25 protein-coding genes and 1 tRNA gene are annotated in these 24,166 nt (G+C 56.6%); 12 read left to right on the top strand and 14 right to left on the bottom strand.

The window, feature by feature from the left end; translation table 11 throughout:
* The gene (locus WFK85_RS22085; protein ID WP_166994255.1) at window positions 1-1,584 is read right to left on the bottom strand and encodes a gamma-glutamyltransferase; all 1,584 of its coding nucleotides are present in this window, start codon (window positions 1,582-1,584) and stop codon (window positions 1-3) included.
* Window positions 1,585-1,706: 122 nt separating this feature from the next.
* Between WFK85_RS22085 and WFK85_RS22080 the strand changes: the two genes are divergently transcribed.
* The 3 genes from WFK85_RS22080 (at window position 1,707) to hpxK (ending at window position 5,233) form a co-directional block, all read left to right on the top strand.
* Complete coding sequence (locus tag WFK85_RS22080) at window positions 1,707-2,546, top strand: MurR/RpiR family transcriptional regulator (protein ID WP_008457289.1); 840 nt, start codon at window positions 1,707-1,709, stop codon at window positions 2,544-2,546.
* Between the two features lie 186 nt (window positions 2,547-2,732).
* Window positions 2,733-3,974: an aminotransferase class V-fold PLP-dependent enzyme gene (locus WFK85_RS22075; RefSeq protein ID WP_166994259.1), complete on the top strand. Its 1,242-nt coding sequence runs from the start codon at window positions 2,733-2,735 to the stop codon at window positions 3,972-3,974.
* Window positions 3,974-5,233 (top strand): allantoate amidohydrolase, encoded by a 1,260-nt coding sequence (hpxK, locus tag WFK85_RS22070; RefSeq protein ID WP_336709704.1) that lies wholly within the window; start codon window positions 3,974-3,976, stop codon window positions 5,231-5,233. Before WFK85_RS22075 ends, hpxK begins: the two co-directional genes overlap by 1 nt.
* 41 nt (window positions 5,234-5,274) lie before the next feature.
* On the opposite strand, the gene WFK85_RS22065 is transcribed toward hpxK, so the two are convergent.
* Together WFK85_RS22065 and fadE are read right to left on the bottom strand one after the other, a co-directional pair.
* On the bottom strand, window positions 5,275-6,042 hold the full coding sequence (locus WFK85_RS22065; protein WP_336709714.1) for an amidohydrolase: 768 nt from the start codon (window positions 6,040-6,042) through the stop codon (window positions 5,275-5,277).
* A gap of 258 nt (window positions 6,043-6,300) precedes the next feature.
* On the bottom strand, window positions 6,301-8,745 hold the full coding sequence (gene fadE / locus WFK85_RS22060) for an acyl-CoA dehydrogenase FadE (RefSeq protein ID WP_336709705.1): 2,445 nt from the start codon (window positions 8,743-8,745) through the stop codon (window positions 6,301-6,303).
* Window positions 8,746-8,974: 229 nt separating this feature from the next.
* Between fadE and lpcA the strand changes: the two genes are divergently transcribed.
* Entirely contained in the window at window positions 8,975-9,556 is a 582-nt protein-coding gene (gene lpcA, locus WFK85_RS22055) for a D-sedoheptulose 7-phosphate isomerase (protein WP_008457307.1), read from the top strand.
* Between the two features lie 55 nt (window positions 9,557-9,611).
* Window positions 9,612-10,379 (top strand): class II glutamine amidotransferase, encoded by a 768-nt coding sequence (locus WFK85_RS22050; RefSeq protein ID WP_008457309.1) that lies wholly within the window; start codon window positions 9,612-9,614, stop codon window positions 10,377-10,379.
* Here WFK85_RS22050 and dpaA read toward each other — a convergent pair.
* Window positions 10,350-11,090 (bottom strand): peptidoglycan meso-diaminopimelic acid protein amidase, encoded by a 741-nt coding sequence (gene dpaA / locus WFK85_RS22045; RefSeq protein WP_039300629.1) that lies wholly within the window; start codon window positions 11,088-11,090, stop codon window positions 10,350-10,352. The two genes, WFK85_RS22050 and dpaA, sit on opposite strands and share 30 nt — an antisense overlap.
* A 292-nt stretch (window positions 11,091-11,382) precedes the next feature.
* Here dpaA and dinB point away from each other — a divergent pair, with 292 nt between their 5' ends.
* Entirely contained in the window at window positions 11,383-12,438 is a 1,056-nt protein-coding gene (gene dinB / locus WFK85_RS22040) for a DNA polymerase IV (protein WP_008457347.1), read from the top strand.
* A 119-nt stretch (window positions 12,439-12,557) separates the two neighbouring features.
* On the opposite strand, the gene pepD is transcribed toward dinB, so the two are convergent.
* A complete protein-coding gene (gene pepD / locus WFK85_RS22035; protein WP_166994265.1) occupies window positions 12,558-14,015 on the bottom strand; it encodes a beta-Ala-His dipeptidase in 1,458 nt (485 codons plus the stop codon).
* A gap of 255 nt (window positions 14,016-14,270) precedes the next feature.
* Here pepD and gpt point away from each other — a divergent pair, with 255 nt between their 5' ends.
* The 3 genes from gpt to crl all read left to right on the top strand — a co-directional run bounded on the left by gpt (window position 14,271) and on the right by crl (window position 16,557).
* Window positions 14,271-14,729, top strand: a complete 459-nt coding sequence (gene gpt, locus WFK85_RS22030) for a xanthine phosphoribosyltransferase (protein WP_008457349.1) — start codon at window positions 14,271-14,273, stop codon at window positions 14,727-14,729.
* A 121-nt stretch (window positions 14,730-14,850) separates the two neighbouring features.
* Window positions 14,851-16,098 (top strand): esterase FrsA, encoded by a 1,248-nt coding sequence (gene frsA, locus WFK85_RS22025; protein ID WP_166994267.1) that lies wholly within the window; start codon window positions 14,851-14,853, stop codon window positions 16,096-16,098.
* Between the two features lie 57 nt (window positions 16,099-16,155).
* On the top strand, window positions 16,156-16,557 hold the full coding sequence (gene crl, locus WFK85_RS22020) for a sigma factor-binding protein Crl (RefSeq protein ID WP_008457351.1): 402 nt from the start codon (window positions 16,156-16,158) through the stop codon (window positions 16,555-16,557).
* A gap of 55 nt (window positions 16,558-16,612) precedes the next feature.
* Here the strand turns inward: crl and ompC are convergent, their stop codons facing one another.
* Window positions 16,613-17,722 carry a porin OmpC gene (gene ompC / locus WFK85_RS22015; protein WP_008457352.1) on the bottom strand — a complete coding sequence of 370 codons (1,110 nt, stop codon included), beginning with the start codon at window positions 17,720-17,722 and terminating at the stop codon, window positions 16,613-16,615.
* 298 nt (window positions 17,723-18,020) lie between these two features.
* Between ompC and proB the strand changes: the two genes are divergently transcribed.
* From proB to WFK85_RS22000, 3 genes are all read left to right on the top strand, one after another.
* Window positions 18,021-19,124: a glutamate 5-kinase gene (gene proB / locus WFK85_RS22010; protein ID WP_008457354.1), complete on the top strand. Its 1,104-nt coding sequence runs from the start codon at window positions 18,021-18,023 to the stop codon at window positions 19,122-19,124.
* Window positions 19,125-19,135: 11 nt separating this feature from the next.
* On the top strand, window positions 19,136-20,389 hold the full coding sequence (proA, locus tag WFK85_RS22005; protein WP_008457356.1) for a glutamate-5-semialdehyde dehydrogenase: 1,254 nt from the start codon (window positions 19,136-19,138) through the stop codon (window positions 20,387-20,389).
* Window positions 20,390-20,500: 111 nt separating this feature from the next.
* Window positions 20,501-20,576, top strand: a tRNA-Thr gene (locus WFK85_RS22000).
* Window positions 20,577-20,590: 14 nt separating this feature from the next.
* On the opposite strand, the gene WFK85_RS21995 is transcribed toward WFK85_RS22000, so the two are convergent.
* The 8 genes from WFK85_RS21995 to WFK85_RS23680 form a co-directional block, all read right to left on the bottom strand.
* Window positions 20,591-21,748, bottom strand: coding sequence for a site-specific integrase (locus tag WFK85_RS21995; RefSeq protein WP_442892337.1), 1,158 nt, complete (start codon window positions 21,746-21,748; stop codon window positions 20,591-20,593).
* The gene (locus tag WFK85_RS21990; protein ID WP_336709707.1) at window positions 21,631-21,978 is read right to left on the bottom strand and encodes a helix-turn-helix domain-containing protein; all 348 of its coding nucleotides are present in this window, start codon (window positions 21,976-21,978) and stop codon (window positions 21,631-21,633) included. The genes WFK85_RS21995 and WFK85_RS21990 overlap by 118 nt, the downstream gene beginning before the upstream one ends.
* Window positions 21,979-22,150: 172 nt before the next feature.
* On the bottom strand, window positions 22,151-22,468 hold the full coding sequence (locus WFK85_RS21985) for a hypothetical protein (RefSeq protein ID WP_336709708.1): 318 nt from the start codon (window positions 22,466-22,468) through the stop codon (window positions 22,151-22,153).
* Window positions 22,468-22,707: a DNA polymerase V gene (locus WFK85_RS21980; RefSeq protein WP_336709709.1), complete on the bottom strand. Its 240-nt coding sequence runs from the start codon at window positions 22,705-22,707 to the stop codon at window positions 22,468-22,470. Before WFK85_RS21980 ends, WFK85_RS21985 begins: the two co-directional genes overlap by 1 nt.
* Before the next feature lie 71 nt (window positions 22,708-22,778).
* On the bottom strand, window positions 22,779-23,177 hold the full coding sequence (locus WFK85_RS21975) for a hypothetical protein (RefSeq protein WP_336709710.1): 399 nt from the start codon (window positions 23,175-23,177) through the stop codon (window positions 22,779-22,781).
* Window positions 23,170-23,484 (bottom strand): hypothetical protein, encoded by a 315-nt coding sequence (locus WFK85_RS21970; protein WP_336709711.1) that lies wholly within the window; start codon window positions 23,482-23,484, stop codon window positions 23,170-23,172. The genes WFK85_RS21975 and WFK85_RS21970 overlap by 8 nt, the downstream gene beginning before the upstream one ends.
* Window positions 23,481-23,756: an ASCH domain-containing protein gene (locus WFK85_RS21965; RefSeq protein ID WP_336709713.1), complete on the bottom strand. Its 276-nt coding sequence runs from the start codon at window positions 23,754-23,756 to the stop codon at window positions 23,481-23,483. Before WFK85_RS21965 ends, WFK85_RS21970 begins: the two co-directional genes overlap by 4 nt.
* Entirely contained in the window at window positions 23,749-24,018 is a 270-nt protein-coding gene (locus WFK85_RS23680) for a BlaI/MecI/CopY family transcriptional regulator (protein ID WP_442892336.1), read from the bottom strand. The genes WFK85_RS21965 and WFK85_RS23680 overlap by 8 nt, the downstream gene beginning before the upstream one ends.
* Window positions 24,019-24,166 lie beyond the last annotated feature (148 nt).

The raw sequence follows: 24,166 nt of genomic DNA, 5'->3' as shown, positions 1-24,166 counted from the left end.
TCAAAAGCCTGCGGCGCTGCCGTTGCTGCGCGGATCCCACGCACCTTCGAGCATGCCATTGGTATGTCTGACGATGGCGCCGGCGTGGCCGACGATCTCGCTGAAGGCGGGGACTGTTTCTACCTCGTGTCCGAGGGCTTCAAGCGCGTTGACGGTGTCCTGGCTAAAGCGGCTCTCAAGCTTGAGGCTGTCGGAAACTTGCCCCCAGGTGCGGCCCAGCAGCCAGCGCGGCGCGCAAATGGCCTCCTGTAAACCGATGCCCTGAAGTACATAGCGGGTAAAGATTGTCGCCTGCGTCTGCGGCTGGCCGTCGCCGCCCATCGAGCCGTAAACCAGCGTTCTGCCGTCGGCGAGCCTGGCTGCTGCCGGGTTCAGGGTGTGGAACGGTTTTTTGCCCGGCGCCAGCGCCAGCAGATGCTCTGCATCGAGGCTGAAAGATGCCCCGCGGTTTTGCCACAGCACGCCGCTTTGGGGTAGCACAACCCCGCTGCCGAATTCGTGATAAATACTTTGAATAAACGACACGGCCAGGCCATTCCCGTCAATGACGCCCATCCAGACCGTGTCGCCGGGGCCTTTACCTTTGCCCCACGGGGCGGCGCTTTGGTCATCAATTTTTGCGGCCAGCAGATCCAGCGCCTCGGGATCTAACAGGTTTTGTATTGAGGTCGCGATCAGGCGCGGGTCGGTGATGTGCTTGTCGCGCAGCGCAAAGGCTTTTTTAGTGGCTTCCACGATGCGGTGTACGGTCTGAACTTCACTGGCGTTTGCCATCGACAGGCGGTCGGTAATGCCGAGGATCGCCAGCGAGACCAGCCCTTGCGTAGGCGGGGCGAGGTTAAAAACTTCCCCGGCCTGGTGCTCAAGGCGAAGCGGTTTGCTGCGGGTTGCCCGATGTGCGGCGAGGTCAGCCGCGGTGATTGGCAGTCCCAGTTCGGCCAGCTCTTCGGCAATGATTGAAGCCAGCGGGCCGCGATAGAAACTGTCCAGGCCTTCTACGGTCATTCGCGTCAGGGTCCTGGCCAGCCGGGGCTGCGTGAAACGACTCCCGGTCGCGGGCACTTCACCGCGCTGCAGGAACGTGTCGGCAAAACCTGGAATATCAACCAGCTCTGCGTATTTGCTTTGTGTCGCGTTCGCCTGAGAGGCGGTGACCGGGATCCCGTCCGCCGCATAGCGAATAGCATCGGCCATCAGGCGGGAAAGCGGCATCTGCCCGCCGCCAAGCTCCGATGACACTTTCAGTGCTTCTGCCCAGCCGCTCAGCGTGCCGGGCACGGTCAACGCAGCACGGGTGCCGCGGTGGGGAATAGCGCGTTCTCCCCGATAGAAATCCAGTGACGCCAGCGATCCGGCGGCCCCGCTGGCGTCGATGGCCACAGGTTCCCCCTCAGGCGGAACAATCAGCCAGAATCCATCCCCGCCTATACCGTTCATATGGGGATAAACCACCGCGATAGTGGCGGCTGCGGCGACCATCGCTTCAACGGCATCACCGCCCTGGCGCAGCACAGACAGCGCACTTTCAGAAGCCAGATGATGGGGCGTCACCGCCATGCCTCCGGGGGCCATATTGCTTTGCATATTTTTCTTCTCTTGCAGGAAATCCGCTCGGGTAGGGGAGTCAGAAGCAAGAGATGTTCCAGGTTGACGAGGATCGTTTCACTGTGTCAGGCTTTGATGAAACAAAAGTTGCAGGAGTCGGCATGAAACAGTTAGACGAGCGGTTGCGGGCGTCATGGGCGCTCTTTTCCCCGCAGGAGCAGCGCGTGGCCTCGTTCATCGTTGACCACTTTGATGACTTGATCAGCTACAACAGCGCCGAGTTGGCGCGGCTTTCAGGCGTGTCCAAGGCCACCGTGAGCCGCCTGTTTAAGCGCTTAGGTTACGAGCGCTACAAAGATATGCGCGAAGAGCTGCGGACCCTGCGCCAGAGCGGGATGCCGCTGACGGAAAACCGCGATGCCGTGCAGGGCAACACGCTGCTGGCGCGTCATTACAAGCAGGAAATGGCGAACCTTACTCAACTGGTAAATCAGCTTGAAGCGGGCCCGTTTGCCGAAGTGGTCAAGGCCCTTGTGACCGGAAAACGACTGTTTATCATTGGGATGCGAAACTCCTGGCCGGTGGCGATGCACTTGCGCCAGCAGCTTTTGCAGGTGCGCAGCGGCGTACATCTGCTCCCGCAGCCGGGGCAGACGCTGGCGGAAGAGCTGGTGGATATCGGCCCGGAAGATTGCGTCGTCACCGTGGCGTTTCGCCGCAGGCCGCGCATTATTAAGCCACTGCTCACCAGTTTACAGCAGCGCGGTATACCGCTGGTGATGCTGAGCGAACCGGGTTCGGCGGTGCTGGCAAGTTATCCTGGCTGGCATTTGAGCGCGCCGCTCGACAGCGTTTCGGCGTTTGACAGCTACAGCAGCGCCATGAGCCTGGTGAATTTACTGGCTAACGCGGTGCTGCATGAATCATTGACCAGTGGACGTCAGCGTATCCATAATATCGCTGAATTGTATACAGAGCTGGACGAACTCGAACAGCGTTAATGCTCCTCGACGGTGCAACTGCACAGTTCGGGTGAGCCAAAAGAGTTCATCGTTTTTACCCAAACCTGTTTTTCCGCGCTGGCTTAAGCCTGTCAGCCGGAAAAAATTTTGCCTGCGGCTGGCACATTAGTTGCAAAAGATGATTATAAGAATCTTTTGTTTCAATCTCAGACTCAAGGAATCGCCATGTTTGATATTCAGCAGTTTTCCCAGATCAACCCGCCGCACCGTTTGCTGATGGGGCCAGGCCCGATCAATGCCGATCCGCGCGTGCTGCGTGCCATGGCGAGCCAGCTTATCGGCCAGTATGACCCGGTGATGACGGGATATATGAATGAGGTGATGGTGCTGTACCGCGAGCTCTTCCGCACCGAAAACAAATGGACGATGCTGGTGGACGGCACTTCCCGCGCCGGGATCGAGGCCATTTTGCTGTCGGCTATTCGCCCTGGCGATAAAGTGCTTGTGCCAGTGTTTGGCCGTTTTGGTCACCTGCTGTGTGAGATTGCCCGCCGCTGCCGCGCCGAAGTGCACACCATTGAAGTTCCGTGGGGCGAAGTATTCAGCCCGCAGCAAATCGAAGACGCCATCAAAGCGGTAAAACCTCGCCTGCTGCTGACCGTGCAGGGCGATACTTCCACCACGATGCTGCAGCCGCTGGCCGAACTGGGGGAGATCTGCCGCCGCCACGGCGTGCTGTTCTACACCGATGCTACAGCATCGTTTGGCGGGAACGAACTGCTCACCGATGCCTGGGGACTGGATGCCGTTTCCGCCGGATTGCAGAAGTGCCTGGGCGGCCCGTCAGGCAGCTCACCGGTTACCCTTAGTCCGAAAATGGAAGAGGCCATTCGCCGCCGTAAATGCGTGGAAGAAGGCATTCGCACTGCCGCCCATCAGGACGGGGACGAAGAGATGATCTACTCCAACTACTTCGATCTGGGCATGATCATGGACTACTGGGGGCCGGAACGTCTGAATCACCACACCGAAGCGACGAGCATGCTGTTTGCTGCCCGTGAGTGCGCCCGCGTGATCCTGGAAGAAGGTCTGGACGTCGGTATTGCCCGTCATGAGCTGCACGGCAGGGCGATGGTGGCGGGGATCCAGGGCATGGGGCTGGAAACTTTCGGCGATCTTGACCACAAGATGAACAACGTCCTCGGCGTGGCTATCCCGGCGCAGGTTCACGGCGAAGAGGTTCGTAAGCTGCTGCTGGAAGATTTCCATATCGAGATCGGCACCTCCTTCGGCCCGCTACAGGGCAAAATCTGGCGCATCGGCACCATGGGCTACAACGCACGCAAAGACTGCGTGCTGCAAACGCTCACCGCGCTGGAAGCGGTGCTTAACCGTCTCGGCTTTAAAAGCGTGCAGGGTGAAGCGATGCAGGCAGCGTGGAACGTTTACGCGCAGGGTGCCCGCTAATGGGCGCGCCGCTTATGGATGCTAACGATGCCGCGGTTGCCGCCCAGCGCGTCATGGACAGGGCTGACCAGCTAGCTGCTATCAGCGAAAGCGCGGGCCAGCTGACCCGGGTTTACCTTTCGGTGCAACATTTGCGGGCGAATCAGCTGGTCGCTGGCTGGATGGAGCAGCTCGGCATGACGACCTGGCAGGACGCTGTCGGCAATATTTGTGGGCGTTACGAAGGCAGGCAAGAAGGCGCGCAGACGATTTTGCTGGGATCCCATCTTGATACGGTGCGCAATGCGGGCCGCTACGATGGGATGCTCGGCGTGCTGTGTGCCCTGGAAGTGGTCGCGTACCTTTATCAAAACAATATCCAGCTCGAGCAGGCCATCGAAATTGTCGGTTTTGGCGATGAAGAAGGCACCCGCTTTGGGGTTACCCTGCTGGGGAGCCGAGGCATCACCGGCAGTTGGCCGGCGCATTGGCTGAGCTGTGAAGATGCCAACGGCGTCAGCGTGGCGCAGGCCATGACGATTGCCGGTCTGGATCCGACGCGTATTGCCAGCGCGGAGCGGCCAAAAAGCGATTTCAGCGCTTACCTTGAGGTGCATATCGAGCAGGGACCGGTGCTGGAAGAGCAGGGCCTTGCGCTGGGCGTGGTCACGGCCATTAACGGTGCCCGTCGCCTGAACTGCAGCTTTACCGGCCATGCGGGCCATGCGGGGACGGTGCCAATGGCGCTGCGCAAAGATGCGCTGGCCGCCGCTGCCGAATGGATGACCTTTATTGAATCCGCCACGCGCCGCCACGGCCCCGACGAAGTTGCCACGGTGGGAACGTTAAGCTGCGCGCCAGGCGCGGTGAACGTCATCCCTGGCGACGTTCAGCTTACGCTGGACATTCGCAGCCCGCGTGACGAAAGCCTGGCGAGTTTGTTAGGCCAGCTTCTTGCCGAAGGGGAAGCGATTGCCGCCCGTCGCGGCATGCAGTTTACCGCAGAAGCCTACTACGCTATTCCGGCCACGCCGTGTGATGTGGCGTTGCAGGCAATGCTAACGCAGGCGGTGAGCGAAGTTCAGGGGCGGAGCCTGTCGTTGCCAAGCGGCGCAGGGCACGACGCCATTGCCATCGCCGAGCGTTGGCCGAGCGCCATGCTGTTTGTTCGCTGCGAGAAGGGTATCAGCCATCATCCGGCGGAATCCGTCATGGAAAGCGACGTGGCCCTTGCCGTCCAGGCTTTCACTCGCGCCGTGACTGTGCTGGCGGAACAATAAAAAACCGGCCTGAATAGGCCGGTTTCTGCATACTTTCATTCTTAAAGGCTGAAAGGATCGGCATCCTGCCAGGCCGGAAATTTATCCCGGTACTCCCGCAGCGCAATCAGCGAAAGATCGGCATCAAGTCGTGCCGCCTGGTGAGGTTCAACGCTCGCCAGGATCTCGCCCTGCGGGCTGATGATCCGGCTGTCGCCCCGGTAATGGTGGCCGTTGCCGTCGGTGCCCACGCGATTGCAGCCTGCCACATAAGCCTGGTTCTCAATGGCGCGCGCCTGCAGCAGACTTTGCCAGTGCAGAGAGCGCGGCGCGGGCCAGTTGGCGACGTACAGCGCCAGATCGTAGTCGTTGCGATTGCGGGACCACACCGGGAAGCGCAGGTCGTAGCAAACCAGCGGTAAAATACGCCAGCCTTTCCACTCAATAATCACGCGTTCTTCCCCGGCCTGATAATGATGATGCTCATCGGCCATGCGGAACAGGTGGCGCTTATCGTAGAAATGCACTTTGCCATCCGGCTGAACCAGCAGGAAGCGGTTCACCGGCCCGCGTTCGGTTTGCAGAGCGGCGCTGCCGGCGATCATCGCCTGCGTTTGCTGGGCTTTGAACTGCATCCAGTCAATCACTTCCTGTTCCGGCATTGACTGCACGGCGGCTTCCATCGCGAAGCCGGTGGTGAACATTTCCGGCAGAATAATCAGGTCACGTCCGCGCACGCCCTCCAGCAGCACATCAAAATGACGCAGGTTCGCGGCACCGTCCATCCAGACGAGCGGTTGTTGCAGAACGGAAACTTTCAGACCAGACACCATCGGCAGCCTCTTAGCAGAATATTTCATCCACTGTAGCACGAGAAAACGTGCTTTTGTTGGCAATAAAAAACCCCGCATCTGCGGGGAAAAGGCAACTGGTAACTTTCAGATAAAATAAAAAACTTAAAGAAAACAGTCATGAATAAATAGAAAAATCAATTCATTGATTTTTGGCGTATTACCACAAAGAGGGAAAAACCACGCTTTTTCCCTCTTTGTTATAAAGAATTAACCCCTCATAAGAGGGGTTAATGGTCAGGCGGCTTCAACCTTTCTGTGCTTTTCCGGCACCTTCACCGGCTGTGTCGCCAGCGCCTCCGGATCAAACTCATCCACGTTGATGCTGCGCAGGCGGCTGGCTTCCGCTTTGGTCAGAATCGCCGCTTCATCGGCGGTGATCTTGCCTTCACCCAGCAGCTGCTTCGCCAGTTCATCCAGGCGAGTGAACGGCAGATTGCGCTTCAGCTCTTTGCATACGCGCTGGTGGATTGGCTCGGCGGCCATAATATCCAGCAGAGCGGCTTCCAGCAGGCCAGCAGGGTTATGCTCGCTTGGCGTCAGGTACTGACCGCGGCCAATACGCGACCGGGTTGCGGACGGCACCTGCAGGATTTTCGCCAGCTTGTGGTCCAGCACATCGGACGGCGCATCGTAGCGGCGACCCAGCGGGAAGATAACCAGCCGCAGCGTACCGGCCACAAAGCGGTTCGGGAAGTTGCGCAGCAGGTCATCAATCGCCTGTTCGGCCTGGAACAGCGCATCCTGCAAGCCCCAGTGAACCAGCGGCAGATCGGCTTCGTTACGCCCTTCATCTTCGTAGCGTTTCAGCACCGCCGTCGCCAGATAAAGCTGGCTCAGCACATCACCCAGGCGAGCAGAGATACGCTCTCTGCGCTTCAGGCTACCGCCCAGCACGGCCATGGAGACATCCGACAGCAGCGCCAGGTTGGCGCTCAGGCGGTTGATGTACTGGTAGTAGCGTTTAGTTGCATCGCGGGTCGGCGTGCTGCTGCCGAGGCCGTTGGTCAGGCCCAGCCACAGGCTGCGCATTTTGTTGCTGCCCACGTGGCCGATGTGCTTGAACAGCAGCTTATCGAAGGCATTCACGTCGTTATTCTGCGCCGCAGCCATCTCTTCCAGCACGTACGGATGGCAGCGAATTGCGCCCTGGCCGAAGATGATCATGCTGCGGGTCAGAATGTTAGCGCCTTCAACGGTGATAGCGATCGGCGCGCCCTGGTAAGCGCGGGCCACGAAGTTAGCGTCGCCGAGCATGATGCCTTTCCCGCCGACGATATCCATCGCATCAAGAATGGCGCGCTGGCCACGGTGGGTACAGTGGTACTTAACAATCGCAGACAGTACGGCGGGTTTCTCACCGAGCACGATGCCGTAGGTAATTAAAGAAGCTGCGGCATCCATGACATACGCGTTACCGGCGATGCGTGCCAGCGGCTCTTCAATCCCTTCCATTTTACCGATAGAGATTTTGAACTGACGGCGAATATGCGCGTAAGCACCCGTTGCCATCGCCACGGATTTCAGGCCGCCGGTAGCGTTCGACGGCAGGGTAATGCCGCGACCTACGGACAGGCACTCAACCAGCATACGCCAGCCCTGACCGGCCATTTTTGGACCACCGATAATAAAGTCGATAGGCACAAAGATGTCGTTCCCACGGGTTGGGCCGTTCTGGAACGGCACGTTCAGCGGGAAGTGACGTTTGCCGATCTCCACGCCAGGCGTGTGGGTTGGGATCAGCGCACAGGTAATGCCGAGGTCTTCTTCGCCGCCGAGCAGGCGTTTCGGGTCAGACAGTTTGAACGCCAGGCCCAGTACGGTGGCGATAGGGGCGAGCGTGATATAGCGTTTGTTCCAGGTCAGGCGCATACCGAGCACCTGTTCACCCTGCCATTCCCCCATGCAAACCACGCCGCTGTCCGGGATGGCACCGGCATCGGAACCGGCTTCCGGGCTGGTCAGCGCGAAGCAAGGAATTTCCAGGCCGCGGGCCAGGCGAGGCAGGTAGTGATCTTTTTGCTCTTCGGTGCCGTAGTGCTGCAGCAGTTCGCCCGGGCCTAAGGAGTTAGGCACGCCGACGGTAATCGCCAGGATCCCGGAAACACCGGACAGTTTTTGCAGCACGCGAGCCTGAGCATAGGCTGAGAACTCGAGGCCGCCGTACTCTTTCTTGATGATCATCGCGAAGAAGCGATGCTCTTTCAGGTAAGCCCACAGCTCAGGGGGCAGGTCGGCCAGCTCATGGGTGATCTGGAAATCGTTCGCCATGCGGCAGGCTTCTTCCACCGGGCCATCAAGGAACGCCTGTTCCTCTTCGGTCAGCTTTGGCTGCGGGTAGTTATGCAGTTTTTGCCAGTCCGGCTTGCCGCGGAACAGATCGCCTTCCCACCAGGTCGTCCCGGCGTCGATGGCTTCTTTTTCGGTGCGGGACATCGGCGGCATGACTTTGCGGAAGCCACGGAAAATCGGTGAGGAGATCAGCGATTTACGCAGCGGCGTGACCAGCAGCGGCACCAGAATTACCGACAGCGGAACCAGCACCCAGAAAGACCAGATGCCAGCGAAGCCCAGCGCGGCGGTCCACGCGAGCAGAAGCACGCTGCTAAGCAGCAGATTTGCCTGGTGATAGAACAACACACCCAGCAGAACAACGGTAAGGACAATGCTTAAAATCAACATAAAGAAAGCTCCCTTGCTTGTAGGAGGTCTGACCACTTGTGATGTATTGGTTGTAGTGGATGTTGCTTTCTTTAGCAATGTGTTTACAAAATAATTACAACCTCGCTCACATTGTTGCCGCACTTCCAGGGAAAACCCCGGCTTTACACGCGGGGTTACGCTTCTCGCTTTCGGCGCTATCCGGTACACTGCGGGATGTGAAATTCACTCAAACCTCAAGGACCTCCTCATGTACCAGGATCTTATTCGTAGTGAGCTAAATGAAGCGGCGGAAACGCTGACTAACTTCCTTAAGGATGAAGCCAACATTCATGCCATCCAGCGCGCAGCGGTGCTGCTGGCAGACAGTTTCAAAGCGGGCGGCAAAGTACTGTCCTGCGGGAACGGTGGCTCACACTGCGATGCTATGCACTTTGCGGAAGAGTTAACGGGCCGCTATCGTGAGAACCGCCCGGGCTATCCGGCGATCGCGATTTCTGACGTGAGCCACATCTCCTGCGTCAGCAACGATTTTGGCTACGACTATGTCTTCTCTCGCTACGTTGAAGCCGTTGGCCGCGAAGGCGACGTGCTGCTGGGGATCTCCACGTCCGGCAACTCCGGCAACGTCATCAAAGCGATTGAAGCTGCCCGCGCGAAAGGCATGAAAGTCATTACTCTGACCGGCAAAGACGGCGGCAAAATGGCCGGTACGGCTGACATCGAAATCCGTGTGCCGCACTTCGGCTATGCGGACCGCATTCAGGAAATTCACATCAAAGTGATCCACATCCTGATTCAGTTAATCGAAAAAGAAATGGTTAAAGCTTAGCCCGTAATGCCCCAGCTCCTCCCGGAGCAGGGGCATTCGTTGTGGGAGAGAAGAGATGTGCGAATTGCTCGGGATGAGTGCCAACGTACCGACGGATATCTGTTTTAGTTTTACCGGACTGGTGCAGCGCGGAGGCGGAACAGGCCCCCATAAAGACGGCTGGGGTATAACCTTCTACGAAGGAAAAGGCTGCCGCACGTTTAAAGATCCGCAGCCGAGCTTTAACTCGCCCATCGCCCGCCTCGTCCAGGATTACCCAATTAAATCCTGCTCGGTTATTGCGCATATTCGCCAGGCAAACCGCGGCAAGGTTGCGCTGGAAAACACCCATCCGTTCACCCGCGAACTGTGGGGCCGCAACTGGACCTATGCCCATAACGGGCAACTCAAGGGCTATCGCACGCTGGAGACGGGGACGTTCCGCCCGATTGGCGAAACGGACAGCGAGCAGGCGTTCTGCTGGCTGCTGCACAAACTCACGCAGCGTTACCCGCGCACGCCGGGCAATATGGAAGCGGTATTCCGCTACATCACTGAACTGGGCGCAGAGCTTAGAGAAAAGGGCGTGTTTAACATGCTGCTGTCGGACGGGCGCTACGTGATGGCGTTTTGCTCGACGAACCTGTTCTGGATCACCCGCAGAGCGCCATTCGGTGTCGCTAAGCTGCTGGATCAGGACGTGGAAATTGATTTTCAGGAAGAGACCACACCTAACGATGTGGTCACGGTCATCGCAACTCAGCCGCTGACCGCCAACGAAACCTGGCACAAAATTGAGCCAGGCAAGTCGGCGTTATTTTGCCTCGGTGAGCTTATAGTTTGAAGCCAGCTGCGGTTGAACTGGCGTCATCACGGCAGGTTTGCTGATGACGTAGTTCCCGCTGACCACGGCCACGCCCGGTGGTTGATGGTTAGCCGCGAAGTAGTCATAGCCCGGTTTCAGCTCTTTCCAGAAGTTGATGTAGGTGGAGTACTTGTGGCGTTCCATATTGGCGTCGGTCATGCGGAACGGGAAGATACTCACCTGTACGCGCGGCTGGCCAAACACCAAAGCCCCGGTCACAAACTGGAAGATTTCGTCGATGCCGGAGTCGGTCATGGCATAGCAGCCAATCGACACGCAGGCGCCGTGAATCATCAGGTATTTCCCTTCATAGCCGTGAGCGCGGTCAAATTCATTCGGGAAGCCAATATTAATGGCTTTATAGAAGCGGCTGTCCGGTTTTAACTGACTGCGATCAACGCTATAAAACCCTTCCGGGCTTTTAAAATCGCCCTGACGCTGTTTTGGCCCCAGGCCGCCGGAATAGTTACAGATGCGGTAACTGTTGAGGAGCTGGTACTGCTCGCCCATCTTCACCCACAGTTCCAGGGTGCGCTCTTCTTTAAAGATTTGAATATAAACCGGGGAGCCCATTAGCTGCTGTCTGCTATCTTTGCCGACAGGGGCGGCGACACCGCTGCTGTTAAGCAGGCTGGCGAAAGAGAAAAACGGCATAGAGAGCATCGCAATAATCAGTGCGATCTTACGCATACTGCTTGATTCCTTGATAAACCTGAAACTAACAGCCAGGACGGCTAAAGGGACCCGAAATCAGAAAATTCTGTACAGGATTGCGCTCACATTAGCATCGTGGCTAATTTTCGCAAGCGCCAGACGCGGGCGTTTACACATTTTATTGGAATCAATTGGAGTTTTTGCGGTGTGTCACTTTATGCCCGAGGTGATGCCACTTGCAGGAAAAGATTTGGTGGCCTGCGACAATTTCCTCATTTTGAAAATTAGCTGTATACTTATCCAGTGTTATTTTTCTGGTTGAGTGGATATGCGCAAAATCATTCATGTCGATATGGACTGCTTTTTTGCCGCCGTTGAGATGCGTGATAACCCGGCCCTGCGCGATATTCCCCTCGCTATTGGCGGCAGTGCCCAACGGCGAGGCGTGATCAGCACGGCGAACTATCCCGCCAGAAAATACGGCGTGCGCAGCGCGATGTCGACCGCGATGGCGCTAAAACTCTGTCCGCATCTCACGCTATTGCCGGGCCGGTTCGACGCCTATAAAGAAGCCTCCAACCATATTCGTGAAATCTTCTCCCGCTATACCCCGCTGATCGAACCCTTGTCGCTGGATGAAGCTTATCTGGACGTTACGGACAGCGAACACTGCCAGGGCTCGGCCACGTTGATCGCCCGCGAAATTCGTCAGGCCATTGCCGACGAACTGAACCTGACCGCCTCAGCTGGCATTGCGCCGATAAAGTTTCTGGCAAAGATTGCCTCCGACCTCAATAAACCCAACGGCCAGTATGTCATTACGCCCGAACAGGTGCCGGACTTTTTAGCGACGCTACCGCTCGGGAAAATTCCCGGCGTGGGCAAAGTCACGGTGGCAAAGCTGGAAACGCTCGGTCTGCGAACCTGCGCTGACGTGCAAAATGCTGACCTGGCCATGTTGTTAAAACGCTTTGGGAAATTTGGCCGGGTGCTGTGGGAGCGCAGCCAGGGCATTGATGAGCGCGAGATCAGTAACGATCGTCAGAGAAAGTCGGTGGGGGTAGAGCGGACGCTCGCGGAAGACATTCATGAATGGCCAGAATGCGAAGAGATTATTGAACGCCTGTACCCGGAGCTTGAGAGGCGACTTGCCAAAGAGCGGGCCGACCTGCGTATCGCGCGGCAAGGCATCAAGCTGAAGTTTAATGACTTTCAGCTGACGACCCAGGAGCACGTCTGGCCGAAGCTGAACAAAGAAGACCTGATTGCCACCGCCCGTAAAACATGGGAAGAACGGCGGGGAGGGCGCGGCGTCCGGCTGGTGGGGCTGCATGTGACGCTGCTCGACCCGCAACTGGAGAGACAACTGCTGCTGGGGTTGTGAATTAGACCCTCATCCCGGCCTTCTCTCTGGAAGGGAGAAGGGGAAAACACGTTTTCGCTGAAAATGAGGCAGACAAAGAAAATCCCCTCTCCCTTATAAGGAGAGGGTGAGGGTAAAACTTATTTCGCCGGAATCGCCTTCAGCAGCTCGGTCAGCAGCTTCCAGTACTGGCCAACGCTCTCAATATGTACCTGCTCGTCCGGGGAATGTGGGCCGGTAATGGTTGGCCCGATGGAAACCATATCCATCTCCGGATACGGCTTTTTGAACAGACCACATTCCAGGCCCGCGTGGATAACCATGATGTTCGGCGTCTGGTTGAACAGCTTCTGGTAAGTCTCGCGTACCAGGGCCATCACCGGAGACTTAGCGTCCGGCTGCCAGCCAGGATAGCTGCCTTTCGCCACGGTTTTCGCCCCGGCCAGTTCACCCAGGGACTCCAGCACGCTAACCACGTAGTCTTTACCGGAATCGATCAGGGAACGAATCAGGCAGATAATTTCTGCACTGTCGTCGCTCATGGTCACGACGCCCGCGTTCAGGGAAGTCTCAACCACGCCCTTCACTTCGTCTGAGTTACGAATCACGCCGTTTGGCGTTGCGTTCAGCAGATGCAGGAAGGTATCGCGAGTTTTAGCGGTCAGCGCCTGTTTGTCAGACGTTGTGGCTTCCACCAGCACGGTAATGTTCTTCTCGACCGCAGACAGTTCATTTTTCAGAACGGCCAGGTAAGCGTTAGCCGCAGACTTCAGCTCGGCCGCTTTCGCCGCAGGCACGGCCAGCGTGGCGAAGGCTTCGCGCGGAATGGCGTTACGCAGGGTGCCGCCGTTCAGGTCGAGCAGACGTGCGTCCAGTTCCGCGGCATGAGCCAGCAGGAAGCGAGCCAGCAGCTTGTTGGCGTTCCCCAGGCCCAGATGGATATCTGCGCCGGAGTGGCCGCCTTTCAGCCCCTTGATGGTCAGCTTGAAGGTGTCAAACCCAGCCGGAACGGCTTCACGCTGCAGCGGCAGCGTAGTGATAAAGTCGATCCCGCCCGCGCAGCCCATGTAGATCTCACCTTCCGTTTCGGAGTCGGTGTTGATCAGGATATCTGCCTGCATCCAGCCCGCCTGCAGGCCAAATGCGCCGTCCATTCCGGCTTCTTCGGTCATGGTCAGCAGCACTTCCAGCGGGCCGTGCGCCACGCTGTCGTCAGCCAGCACCGCCAGCGCGGACGCCATACCGATGCCGTTGTCTGCGCCCAGCGTGGTGCCGCGCGCTTTTACCCACTCGCCGTCGATGTACGGCTGGATAGGATCTTTAGCGAAGTCGTGAACGGTGTCGTTGTTTTTTTGTGGCACCATGTCGAGGTGCGCCTGAAGCGCCACAGGTTTGCGGTTTTCCATGCCCGGCGTAGCAGGCTTGCGAATCAGGATATTCCCCACCTGGTCACGTTCAACGTGCAGGCCTTTTTCTTTTGCCCAGGACAGGATGTGTTCCGCCAGCGCTTCTTCATGATAGGACGGATGCGGAATAGAACAGATTTTGGCAAAAATATCCCACAGCGGCTGTGGCGATAATTGAGACAATTCAGACACGTTGAGTCTCCCTGGAGTCGTTTTTTTGGCTGACCGGTTACGTTTTTAGCCGGGTTCAGATACACCACAAGCACGGCTTGCGCGATGTTCTGAGAATACCACTTTCTTTTGTTGCGTGAAGGCTGAATACGAGCAAAATCCGCTGCCAGTGGCCTGCGGCACTGGTTTTTAGTGCGCCAGATCTCTATAATCTCGCGCAACCAAAACTCCTTCGAATACTTTTTAAGCCGTTATTTACAGGCCGGGACACTTCACATGAGCGAAAAATACGTCGTCACCTGGGACATGTTGCAGATTCACGCCCGCAAACTGGCTCAGCGTCTGCTGCCAGCCGAACAGTGGAAAGGCATTATTGCCGTTAGCCGTGGTGGCCTGGTGCCGGGCGCGCTGCTGGCTCGTGAACTGGGTATTCGCCATGTTGATACCGTTTGTATCTCCAGCTACGACCACGACAACCAGCGTGAGCTGACCGTGCTGAAGCGTGCGGAAGGCGACGGCGAAGGTTTTATCGTGATCGATGACCTGGTCGACACCGGCGGTACCGCGGTAGCCATTCGCGAAATGTATCCGAAAGCTCACTTCGTCACTATCTTCGCTAAACCAGCCGGTCAGCCGCTGGTGGACGATTACGTGATTGATATCCCGCAGGACACCTGGATTGAGCAGCCGTGGGATATGGGCGTGGTGTTTGTGCCGCCGTTGGCTGGCCGTTAATCCCTCCATGATTTGAGCTTTGTCATTTATTTGGCGCCCGGCATAGCCGGGCGTTTGTGTTATTTGGACCGTATCAGGCTACAATAGCGACGTTTCTCGTATTCATGGAGGCAGTGAAACGATGTCGCAGGCCAACCTCAGCGAAACCCTCTTTAAGCCAAGATTCAAACACCCGGAAACGTCCACGCTTGTTCGTCGCGCACGGCATACCGCCACGCCCGCGATCCAGTCCGCGCTGGACGGCAAAAACGTGCCCCACTGGTACCGCATGATCAACCGCCTGATGTGGATCTGGCGCGGGGTCGATCCGCGTGAAATCCTCGAAGTCCAGGCCCGGATTGCCTGCACCGAGGCTGAACGTACCAACGACGACCTGTTTGATACCGTGATGGGCTATCGCGGGGGGAACTGGATCTACGAATGGTCGAAGCAGGCGATGCTCTGGCAGCAGCGTGCCGGCCAGGAAACGGACGAAGAGAAAATCGGCAAATGCTGGCTGCAGGCGGCTAACCTCTACAGCATTGCGGCGTACCCGCACCTGAAAGGGGACGCGTTGGCGGAGCAGGCCCAGGTGTTGGCTAATCGGGCTTACGAAGAGGCGGCTCCCCGGTTGTCCGGCGGGCTGCGCGAGCTTGAATTCCCGATGACCGGTGGCGGCACCATCAGCGGCTTCCTGCACATGCCTAAAGGGGTAGAAGGGCCATTCCCGACCGTGCTGATGTGCGGCGGCCTCGATGCCCTACAGAGCGATTATTACAGCCTGTTTGAGAAATATTTTGCCCCACAGGGCATCGCGATGTTGACCATCGACATGCCGTCAGTCGGTTTTTCCTCTAAGTGGAAACTGACCCAGGATTCCAGCGTGCTGCACCAGCACGTGCTCAAAGCATTGCCCAACATTCCTTGGGTTGACCACACGCGCGTCGCAGCATTTGGCTTCCGCTTTGGCGCCAACGTTGCCGTGCGCCTGGCCTACCTCGAAGCGCCGCGCCTGAAAGCCGTTGCCTGCCTTGGGCCGGTGGTTCACGCCCTGCTGAGCGACCCGCAGCGCCAGGCCAACGTGCCGGAAATGTACATTGACGTGCTGGCGAGCCGCTTGGGCATGACCAGCATCTCCGACAGCGCGCTGAGCGTGGAGCTAAACCGCTACTCCCTGAAAACGCAGGGGCTGCTTGGCCGCCGCTGCCCAACGCCGATGCTGTCCGGTTTTTGGGAGAACGATCCGTTCAGCCCGGAAGAAGAATCCCGTTTAATCACTTCGTCATCTGCTGACGGCAAATTACTCCAGATCCCGTTTAAGCCGGTGTATCAAAATTTTGACAAAGCGCTGCAGGAAGTTACCGGCTGGATGAAACAAAGATTACGTTAAATATTTGCTAAATTACGGCGGTTTGCTAAAACAGTTGCTTCACAACAGGAGATCGTAATGACGTTACCGAGTGGACACCCGAAAAGTAGACTGATCAGAAAGTTCGCCTCGCTTGGCCCGTATATCCGGGAAGAGCAGTGTGAAGACAACCGTTTCTTCTTCGATTGCCTGGCGGTGTGCGTTAACGTAAAGCCCGCGCCGGAGAAACGCGAGTTTTGGGGATGGTGGATGGTGCTGGAAGCCCAGGAAAAGCAGTTTACCTACACCTGGCAGTTCGGCCTGTTTGATAAAGACGGCAAATGGACGGCGACCCCGGCAAAAGATAAAGAAGTGGATGAAAAGCTGGAGCAGACGCTGCGCGGTTTCCACGGACGCCTGAAAGATTTACTCGCCACCCTTGAGCTTGGGCTGGTGCCTGCCGAGAACTTTGCGGAAAAGTCGCTTAAACTCTCTGCCTGAAAATAAAAAATCCCCGTCAAGCTGACGGGGATTTTTTTATCCGCAGTATCGCGAATTAGAACTGGTACACCATACCTACCGCAACAACGTCGTCGTTGTTCAGCTTCAGCTTGTTGTTGTCGCTCAGCTGGTTGATTTTGTAATCAACAAACGCAGACATGTTTTTGTTGAAGTAATAGGTGGCGGCCACGTCGATGTATTTCACCAGATCCGCATCACCAATGCCTTCGATGTCTTTCGCTTTAGACTGCACGTAGCCCAGGGATGGACGCAGACCGAAGTCGAACTGGTACTGAGCGATGGCTTCGAACGCCTGGTTTTTGTTAGCAAAACCAGACACGCTGCTGCTGGTGCCCGCCAGGGAGCCCGGAACGCTGATTGGGTTCATGTTACGGGTTTCAGCGTAGATGGTTGCCAGGTACACGTTGTTTTTGTCGTACTTGATGCCGGTGGTCCAGGCTTCAGCTTTATCGCCTTTACCGTAAACGGACGCTTTCTGCGCGTTGGTACGGTTAGAGTTGGCGTATGCTGCGCCCACGCTCAGGCCGGTGTCAGCGATGTCGTAGGACAGGCTGGTACCGAAGCCGTCGCCGTTCTGGCGAGAAGTATCGGAACGGGTGTTCGCGCTGTCAGCCCCGTTCTTGCCCTGGTATTGCAGAGCCAGCTTCAGGCCGTCAACCAGACCGAAGAAATTGTTGTTGCGGTAAGTCGCCACGCCGGTCGCACGGCCGGTCATGAAGGTGTCGGTTCTGACGAAAGAGTCATCGCCGAACTCTGGCATCATATCGGTGTAAGAGGCGATGTTGTACAGCACGCCGTAGTTACGACCGTAATCAAATGAGCCGTAGTCACCGGCTTTCAGGCCCGCGAACGCCAGGCGAGTTTTGGTGCCGGTAGAGTCGTTCTCTGCTTTGTTACCCGCAATCTGGTATTCCCACTGGCCGTAACCGGTCAGCTGGCTGTTAATCTGAGTTTCACCTTTAAAGCCCAGGCGAGCGTAAGTCTGGTCGCCATCGGAACCGGTGTTGTCGCTGAAGTAGTGTTCAGCTTTAACGCGGCCATAGATGTCAACCTTGTTGCCGTTTTTGTTATAAACTTCGGCTGCCTGAGAAGCAGAAGCAGCCACGATACCCATTACCACTAATGCCAGTGTGCTCTTTTTCATTTGTTATCCCAAGAATGATGAACGCTTGCAAAATTGATCCAGGAGTCGGGCTCCTGCTAAAAACAGGAAGGGTTTTATCGTTCTCAGATTAAAGATTTATGACAATTTAGGAGAAAGATTAAATAAACGTAATAAAGTTTATATGTCATAAAAATGTAAAATATATCCGCTATCCTCAGCGATCCTTTCTGGCTTATTAGCCCTTTTCCCACGCCGCCTGTTGGCAAGCCGCGCGACTCCTGTTACAACGTCATCTGGCTTTTTAATTTCCCCTTATTTGTAGAAACGGCAGAGAATCATGAGTGACAGCCAGACGCTGGTCGTAAAACTAGGCACCAGCGTATTAACCGGTGGCTCCCGCCGCCTGAACCGCGCCCATATTGTTGAACTGGTTCGCCAGTGTGCCCAGCTGCACGCGGCGGGGCATCGTATTGTGATTGTGACTTCCGGGGCGATTGCCGCCGGGCGTGAACACCTCGGCTACCCCGAACTCCCCGCCACCATCGCGTCCAAGCAGCTGCTGGCCGCGGTAGGGCAAAGTCGCCTGATTCAGCTTTGGGAACAGCTGTTCTCTATCTACGGCATTCACGTCGGGCAGATGCTGCTGACCCGCGCCGATATGGAAGATCGCGAACGCTTCCTTAATGCCCGCGACACGCTCAGAGCGCTGTTAGATAACAACATCGTGCCGGTCATTAATGAAAACGACGCCGTGGCGACGGCTGAGATCAAAGTCGGCGACAACGACAACCTTTCCGCGCTGGCCGCGATTCTGGCCGGGGCCGACAAGCTGCTGTTGCTCACCGACCAGCAGGGCCTCTACACCGCCGACCCGCGTAACAACCCGGCAGCGGAACTGATTAAAGAAGTGCACGGCATCGACGATGCGCTGCGCGCCATTGCGGGCGACAGCGTTTCCGGCCTCGGCACGGGCGGCATGGGCACCAAGCTCCAGGCCGCCGACGTGGCCTGCCGCGCGGGTATCGACGTCATCATCGCCGCAGGCAGCAAGCCAGGCGTTATCGGTGACGTCATGGCCGGCAACCCTGTAGGAACGCGCTTCCACGCGCAGCAGTCGCCGCTGGAGAACCGCAAACGCTGGATCTTTGGCGCTCCGCCTGCCGGCGAAATCACCGTGGATGACGGGGCGCTGTCCGCTATTCTGGAGCGTGGCAGCTCGCTACTGCCTAAAGGCATCAAAAGCGTGAGCGGCAACTTCTCCCGCGGCGAGGTGATCCGCATTCGCAGCCTGGAAGGGCGCGACATCGCCCACGGTGTTTGCCGCTACAACAGCGACGCGCTGCGCCGCATTGCCGGGCATCACTCCCAGCAAATCGACGACATCCTCGGCTATGAATACGGCCCGGTGGCCGTGCATCGCGACGACATGATTGTTAATTAAGGAGCAGACTAATGCTTGAACAAATGGGCAAAGCGGCAAAAGAGGCCTCTTACCAGCTGGCACTGCTCTCCGGCCGCGAAAAGAACCGCGTGCTGGAAAAAATTGCCGACTACCTTGAAGCGCGTTCGGAGCAGATCCTGACCGCCAACCAGCAGGATGTAGACGAGGCGCGTAAAAACGGCCTCAGCGAAGCCATGCTCGACCGCCTGCAGCTCACCCCGGCTCGCCTGAAAGGCATCGCCGACGATGTGCGCCAGGTATGCAGCCTCGCTGACCCGGTAGGGCAGGTGATCGACGGCGGGCTGCTGGACAGCGGGCTGCGCATCGAGCGCCGCCGCGTGCCGCTCGGCGTGGTGGGCGTGATCTATGAAGCTCGCCCGAACGTGACCGTGGACGTCGCCTCCCTGTGCCTGAAAACCGGCAACGCGGCAATTCTGCGCGGCGGGAAAGAAACCTGGCGCACCAACAACGCCACGGTGGCGGTGATCCAGCAGGCGCTGGAAGAGTGCGGCCTGCCGAAAGCGGCGGTTCAGGCGATTGAAAACCCGGACCGCGCGCTGGTCACCGAAATGCTACGCCTCGATCGCTACATCGACATGCTGATCCCTCGCGGTGGCGCGGGCCTGCATAAACTCTGCCGTGAGCAGTCGACGATCCCAGTGATCACCGGCGGCATCGGCGTGTGCCACATCGTGGTGGACGACACCGCCGAGATTGAACCGGCGCTGAAAATCATCGTGAACGCCAAAACCCAGCGCCCGAGCACCTGCAACACGGTGGAAACGCTGCTGGTGCACCAGGCGATTGCCGACCGCTTCCTGCCTGCGCTGAGCAAGCAGATGGCGGAGTCCGGCGTGACGCTGCATGCTGACGAGAAATCGCTGCCTGTACTGCAAACCGGCCCGGCGGCGGTGGAAGCGGTGAAAGAGGCGGATTACAACGACGAATGGCTGTCGCTGCACCTGAATGTGAAAGTGGTGGCGGATCTCGATGATGCCATCGCCCATATTCGCGAGCACGGTACCCAGCATTCGGACGCTATCCTGACCCGCACGCTGCGCAACGCGAATCGCTTTATTAACGAAGTGGATTCCTCTGCCGTGTACGTCAACGCCTCAACCCGCTTCACCGACGGCGGCCAGTTCGGCCTCGGTGCGGAGGTGGCGGTCAGCACCCAGAAGCTGCACGCCCGCGGCCCGATGGGGCTTGAAGCCTTAACTACCTACAAGTGGATCGGTTTCGGCGACGACACTATTCGTGCGTAATTGAAGACAGGGTGATGCAAAAACCAGCGGTCAGTTTGATAAGTGGTTGACGCATCACCCAATCTTCCTTAACCTTTTACACCGCAGCCACGCTCGTGGCGCGTCCGGAAAGCCGATATAGCTCAGTTGGTAGAGCAGCGCATTCGTAATGCGAAGGTCGTAGGTTCGACTCCTATTATCGGCACCAGTAACCACGCGGGTTCACGCGATATTCACCAAATCAGAAAATCCACCTTGTGCCATATTTGTGCCATTTCCCGCCAGAAATGCGTCAATTTGCATGGCATGCTGAGTAAGGTGGTTGGGTGCCAGGTGAGCATATCGCTGAACCATTTCTATGCTTTCCCATCCTCCCATTTCCTGCAAAGCGCTTAGCGGCACTCCTGACTGAACAAGCCAGCTAGCCCAGGTGTGCCTAAGGTCATGGAATCGGAAGTTCTCAATTCCAGCCCTCTTTAGTGCAGCCCGCCAGGCTGTGTTAGCATCACTTCGCATTTTCCTCACCTCTTTCGTTCTCGTTCCGTCAGGCCTAACCGACGACTCAGTGTGAACGAATACCCACCTGTTATGCCTTCCAACCTGATCACGAAGCACCTTGCAGGCTGAATCATTAAGGGCGACCCCAATCGCCCTTCCTGACTTAGCATCTTCTGGGTGAATCCATGCTACCTTTCTCTGCATATCAATCTGCGACCACTCAAGGTCGATGATGTTTGATCTGCGAAGCCCGGTAGCCAGCGCGAAAACAACAACTGGCTTGAAGTGTGGTGGCATCTCACGAATAAGAGCCGTAGCCTCATCACGGGTAAGCCAACGTATGCGCTTATTCTTCGGCACAGGGCATTTGATGTTCGGGGCTTTGGCAATCCATCGCCATTCGTTGGCCGCGCACCTAAGCAATGCACGAATGAATGCCAGGTGTGTTGCCTTCGTTGCCTGAGCCGCTGGCTTATCCTTAAACTCAGGAACGGGCTTGCCATTCCTCAGACAACTGTCCCGCATGGACTCCCAGTTAAGGCGATGCTTCCTGTTTACCATCCCGCTAACCGCTGAAAGAATCCTGTCCTCAGTGATTGCTGATAACTCCATTCCTTTAAAATGCAAAAGCCAGAATCCAATCCGGCTTTTATCATCATCAAGGCTTTTCTTGTGCTGCTTCTCGTTAAGCCATCGCACACAGGCCTCTTCAAAAGTGCGAGACTTATATTCCCCCATCTTATCAACTCGCCATGCCTCAGCCTTTAGTTGATCGTGGAGCTCCTGAGCTTGCCTTTTGTCCGCTGTCCCAAGAGATCGTCTAATTCGACTCCCACCAGGCGCAACGAAGTCGCAGTGCCACGTACCGGCACGTAGTTTGATTGACATGCTTTCTCCTCTGGCACATCAACCGCATTCACCGGCTGATTGTGGATCGGGTTCTTCAATGCTGCAATGCAATCCGTCTTGCAGATGAGGTAAGGGCTCTTTTTCTTTCCCGGGTTCTTTCTTGCCGCAGCCAGCCGCCCTGACTTTATCCAGTCGGCTACGGTGCCTTTGCTAACCCGGAGGAATTCGGCAGCCTCATCCCGGGTGAAGATGACTTCATCCATAGTCACCTCACAATAAGAAAAGAGCCGTTACGGCAGACGCAAAAGCCACTGCGAGCAGCACGAAGAACAGCTTTGCTCCGATGGTGTAATTCATAACTTCCTCCCAATAAAAAACCGGCTCAGTGGCCGGCGTTATTCGCATAAAAATAAACCCGCACTTGGCGGGTCGTTGTCAGACTATCTCTTGGTCATCAGAAGCTCTGTTTATCCAGTGCGTCACGACGCCTTGAACATTCACATCGTTGAGCGCTTCACCTTCAATGGCTTCACCGTCCTGCGTGATTAGCGCCGGTCCCCTCAGCCTGGCAAACTCCATCTTGCCGCAGAATTCGATGAGCACATGGTCACCCTGAGCGGGGCGACGCGAGACGCGAATGACTGCGTATCCATCAGTGGTTTCAGCCAGCCGACAGTTGGCATCAAAGTTAATGAGCACATCTACCGTGAGTCTGGAGGCGACGTAATCAGCTGCAGGTGATGGGAATCCCATTACAAGCCTCCATTCGGGTTGTATACCATGAATGTTCTCGCTTCGCCCTCTGCGGTGGAGATGTCCTTGAACGTTGTCACCGACATCTCTATCCACTCGTTCGCCTGCTTCAAACCCCAGTGCCAGTTGAGCTTCTCCAGCTCTTTGACAAACTCCTCCGTTGTCACTGTTCGCTTTCCGTTAGCCGCAATCCTGATTGCATTGATAAAAGCCATCCTGATGTCATCGTAACGCGGCATGATATTACCCTCTCAAAAATACTGTATGCATACACAGTATAAATTGTTCGAGTAATTGATCAACTGTTGAGCTATTCCGGCTTTGGTGCTGCGGCTATCATGGCGGCGAAAACCTTTCTGGCCGTGTCGTCCTGGTGCTCTCCGTGCGCTTCGCATTCAGCAACCACTATTCCGCCAGCTTGTGCCATTTCGGTTGTCACAGCAGGCAGCTGCGGCGCTGCGTATGTGTAGTAAACCTCTTTGTTGCCGGATTTAGAGAATTCATCGAAGCGATCAACGTCGAAAGTGTGATGAAGCATGGTTGTCTTACGCCAATCGGTAAACCGCCACCTTATCCCAACCGGCTCTTTCCCCGCTTCCCGCAATGCGAGTAGCTCGCGGGCCATTGCGCGTTCAGAATCACTGTAGCTGCCGCGATATGCTATTTCGCGCAGATCTTCGATGGTGAAGCTGCTGCTCAGGTTATTCATTCGGTTTGCTCCATTCGTTTTCGATGGCAACACCAAGGCGGTGCAGCCAGTCAGCAAGCTTCAGCATTGACTCGCGGTCGCTGAGCCCTCCGGGGAAATCATCTAGCGCGACGGATACTGCAAACTTACCGTAGCGATCGCGCTCGACTGTGACGTATTGTTCAAGCGTGGTTTTCTGCACCCTTGAGCTGTGGCTGACCAGGTATTTCGAAACGGAAGCCCGCTCCTTGTGGTCGAATTTGTACTCAATCAGCGTCATGCTGCTGCGCCGGGAGTCGATGCCCAATAGGCTGCTCAGGTTATTCATAAAGCCACCTTGATAGCGAAAACCTTTACCGGCTCCGCGACAAAATGAGGGTGAGTGATAGTTTTAATCTCATACCCGTCGTAAGGGATATCAATTCGGCGGCTGGCATCATCCTTTTTTGGATAGCCTCGAGTGATAATCAGGCGGTCATAATCCCGGCCAAAAATGCGGTTGCCCCAGTACGGATTCACCAGTCGGTATTCTTCGGTTTTCTCTCCACGCTTCATTGCGTCGAAATACTCACCCTTTACTGCCAGTTGCAGGTTATTCATGAAGCCTCCGGTTACGGCTACGCATTAATAATTCGTTAAATAGAGAACTCATGCTCATGCTCACGCCCGAGTTAACCGGCGAGTAAGTGACTCGCCTTCCAGTTCTCTCCTTCCTCAACTCCCCCCTTTCAACAAGCCAGTTAAGTTGACTTATGACTGAATCAAGCCTGGTGGTTGGCTTTTCTGGCAAATAGCCATTAAGAATATCCTTAGCAGAGAAGCTACCCTGCTGAGATCTTATGTACTCGCGTAAAGTTCTCATTATCTACTCCCCCTCCACCTGGCCGCCAGCGGCGCGGATTGCTTCGATAACTTCCTCAACTTCCACTACCTTCGGGCAATCTATATCGCCATCAGGATAGAAAGACTCTGGCAGCTTCACCGCTAATGGGCTGGCTTCCAGCTCTGCT

Origin of the sequence: Cedecea sp. VD22, from assembly GCF_037150195.1 — a bacterium.
GTDB lineage: Bacteria > Pseudomonadota > Gammaproteobacteria > Enterobacterales > Enterobacteriaceae > Cedecea.
Note: the sequence above shows the minus strand (reverse complement) of the source record. Positions and strands in the feature narration are given on the sequence as shown.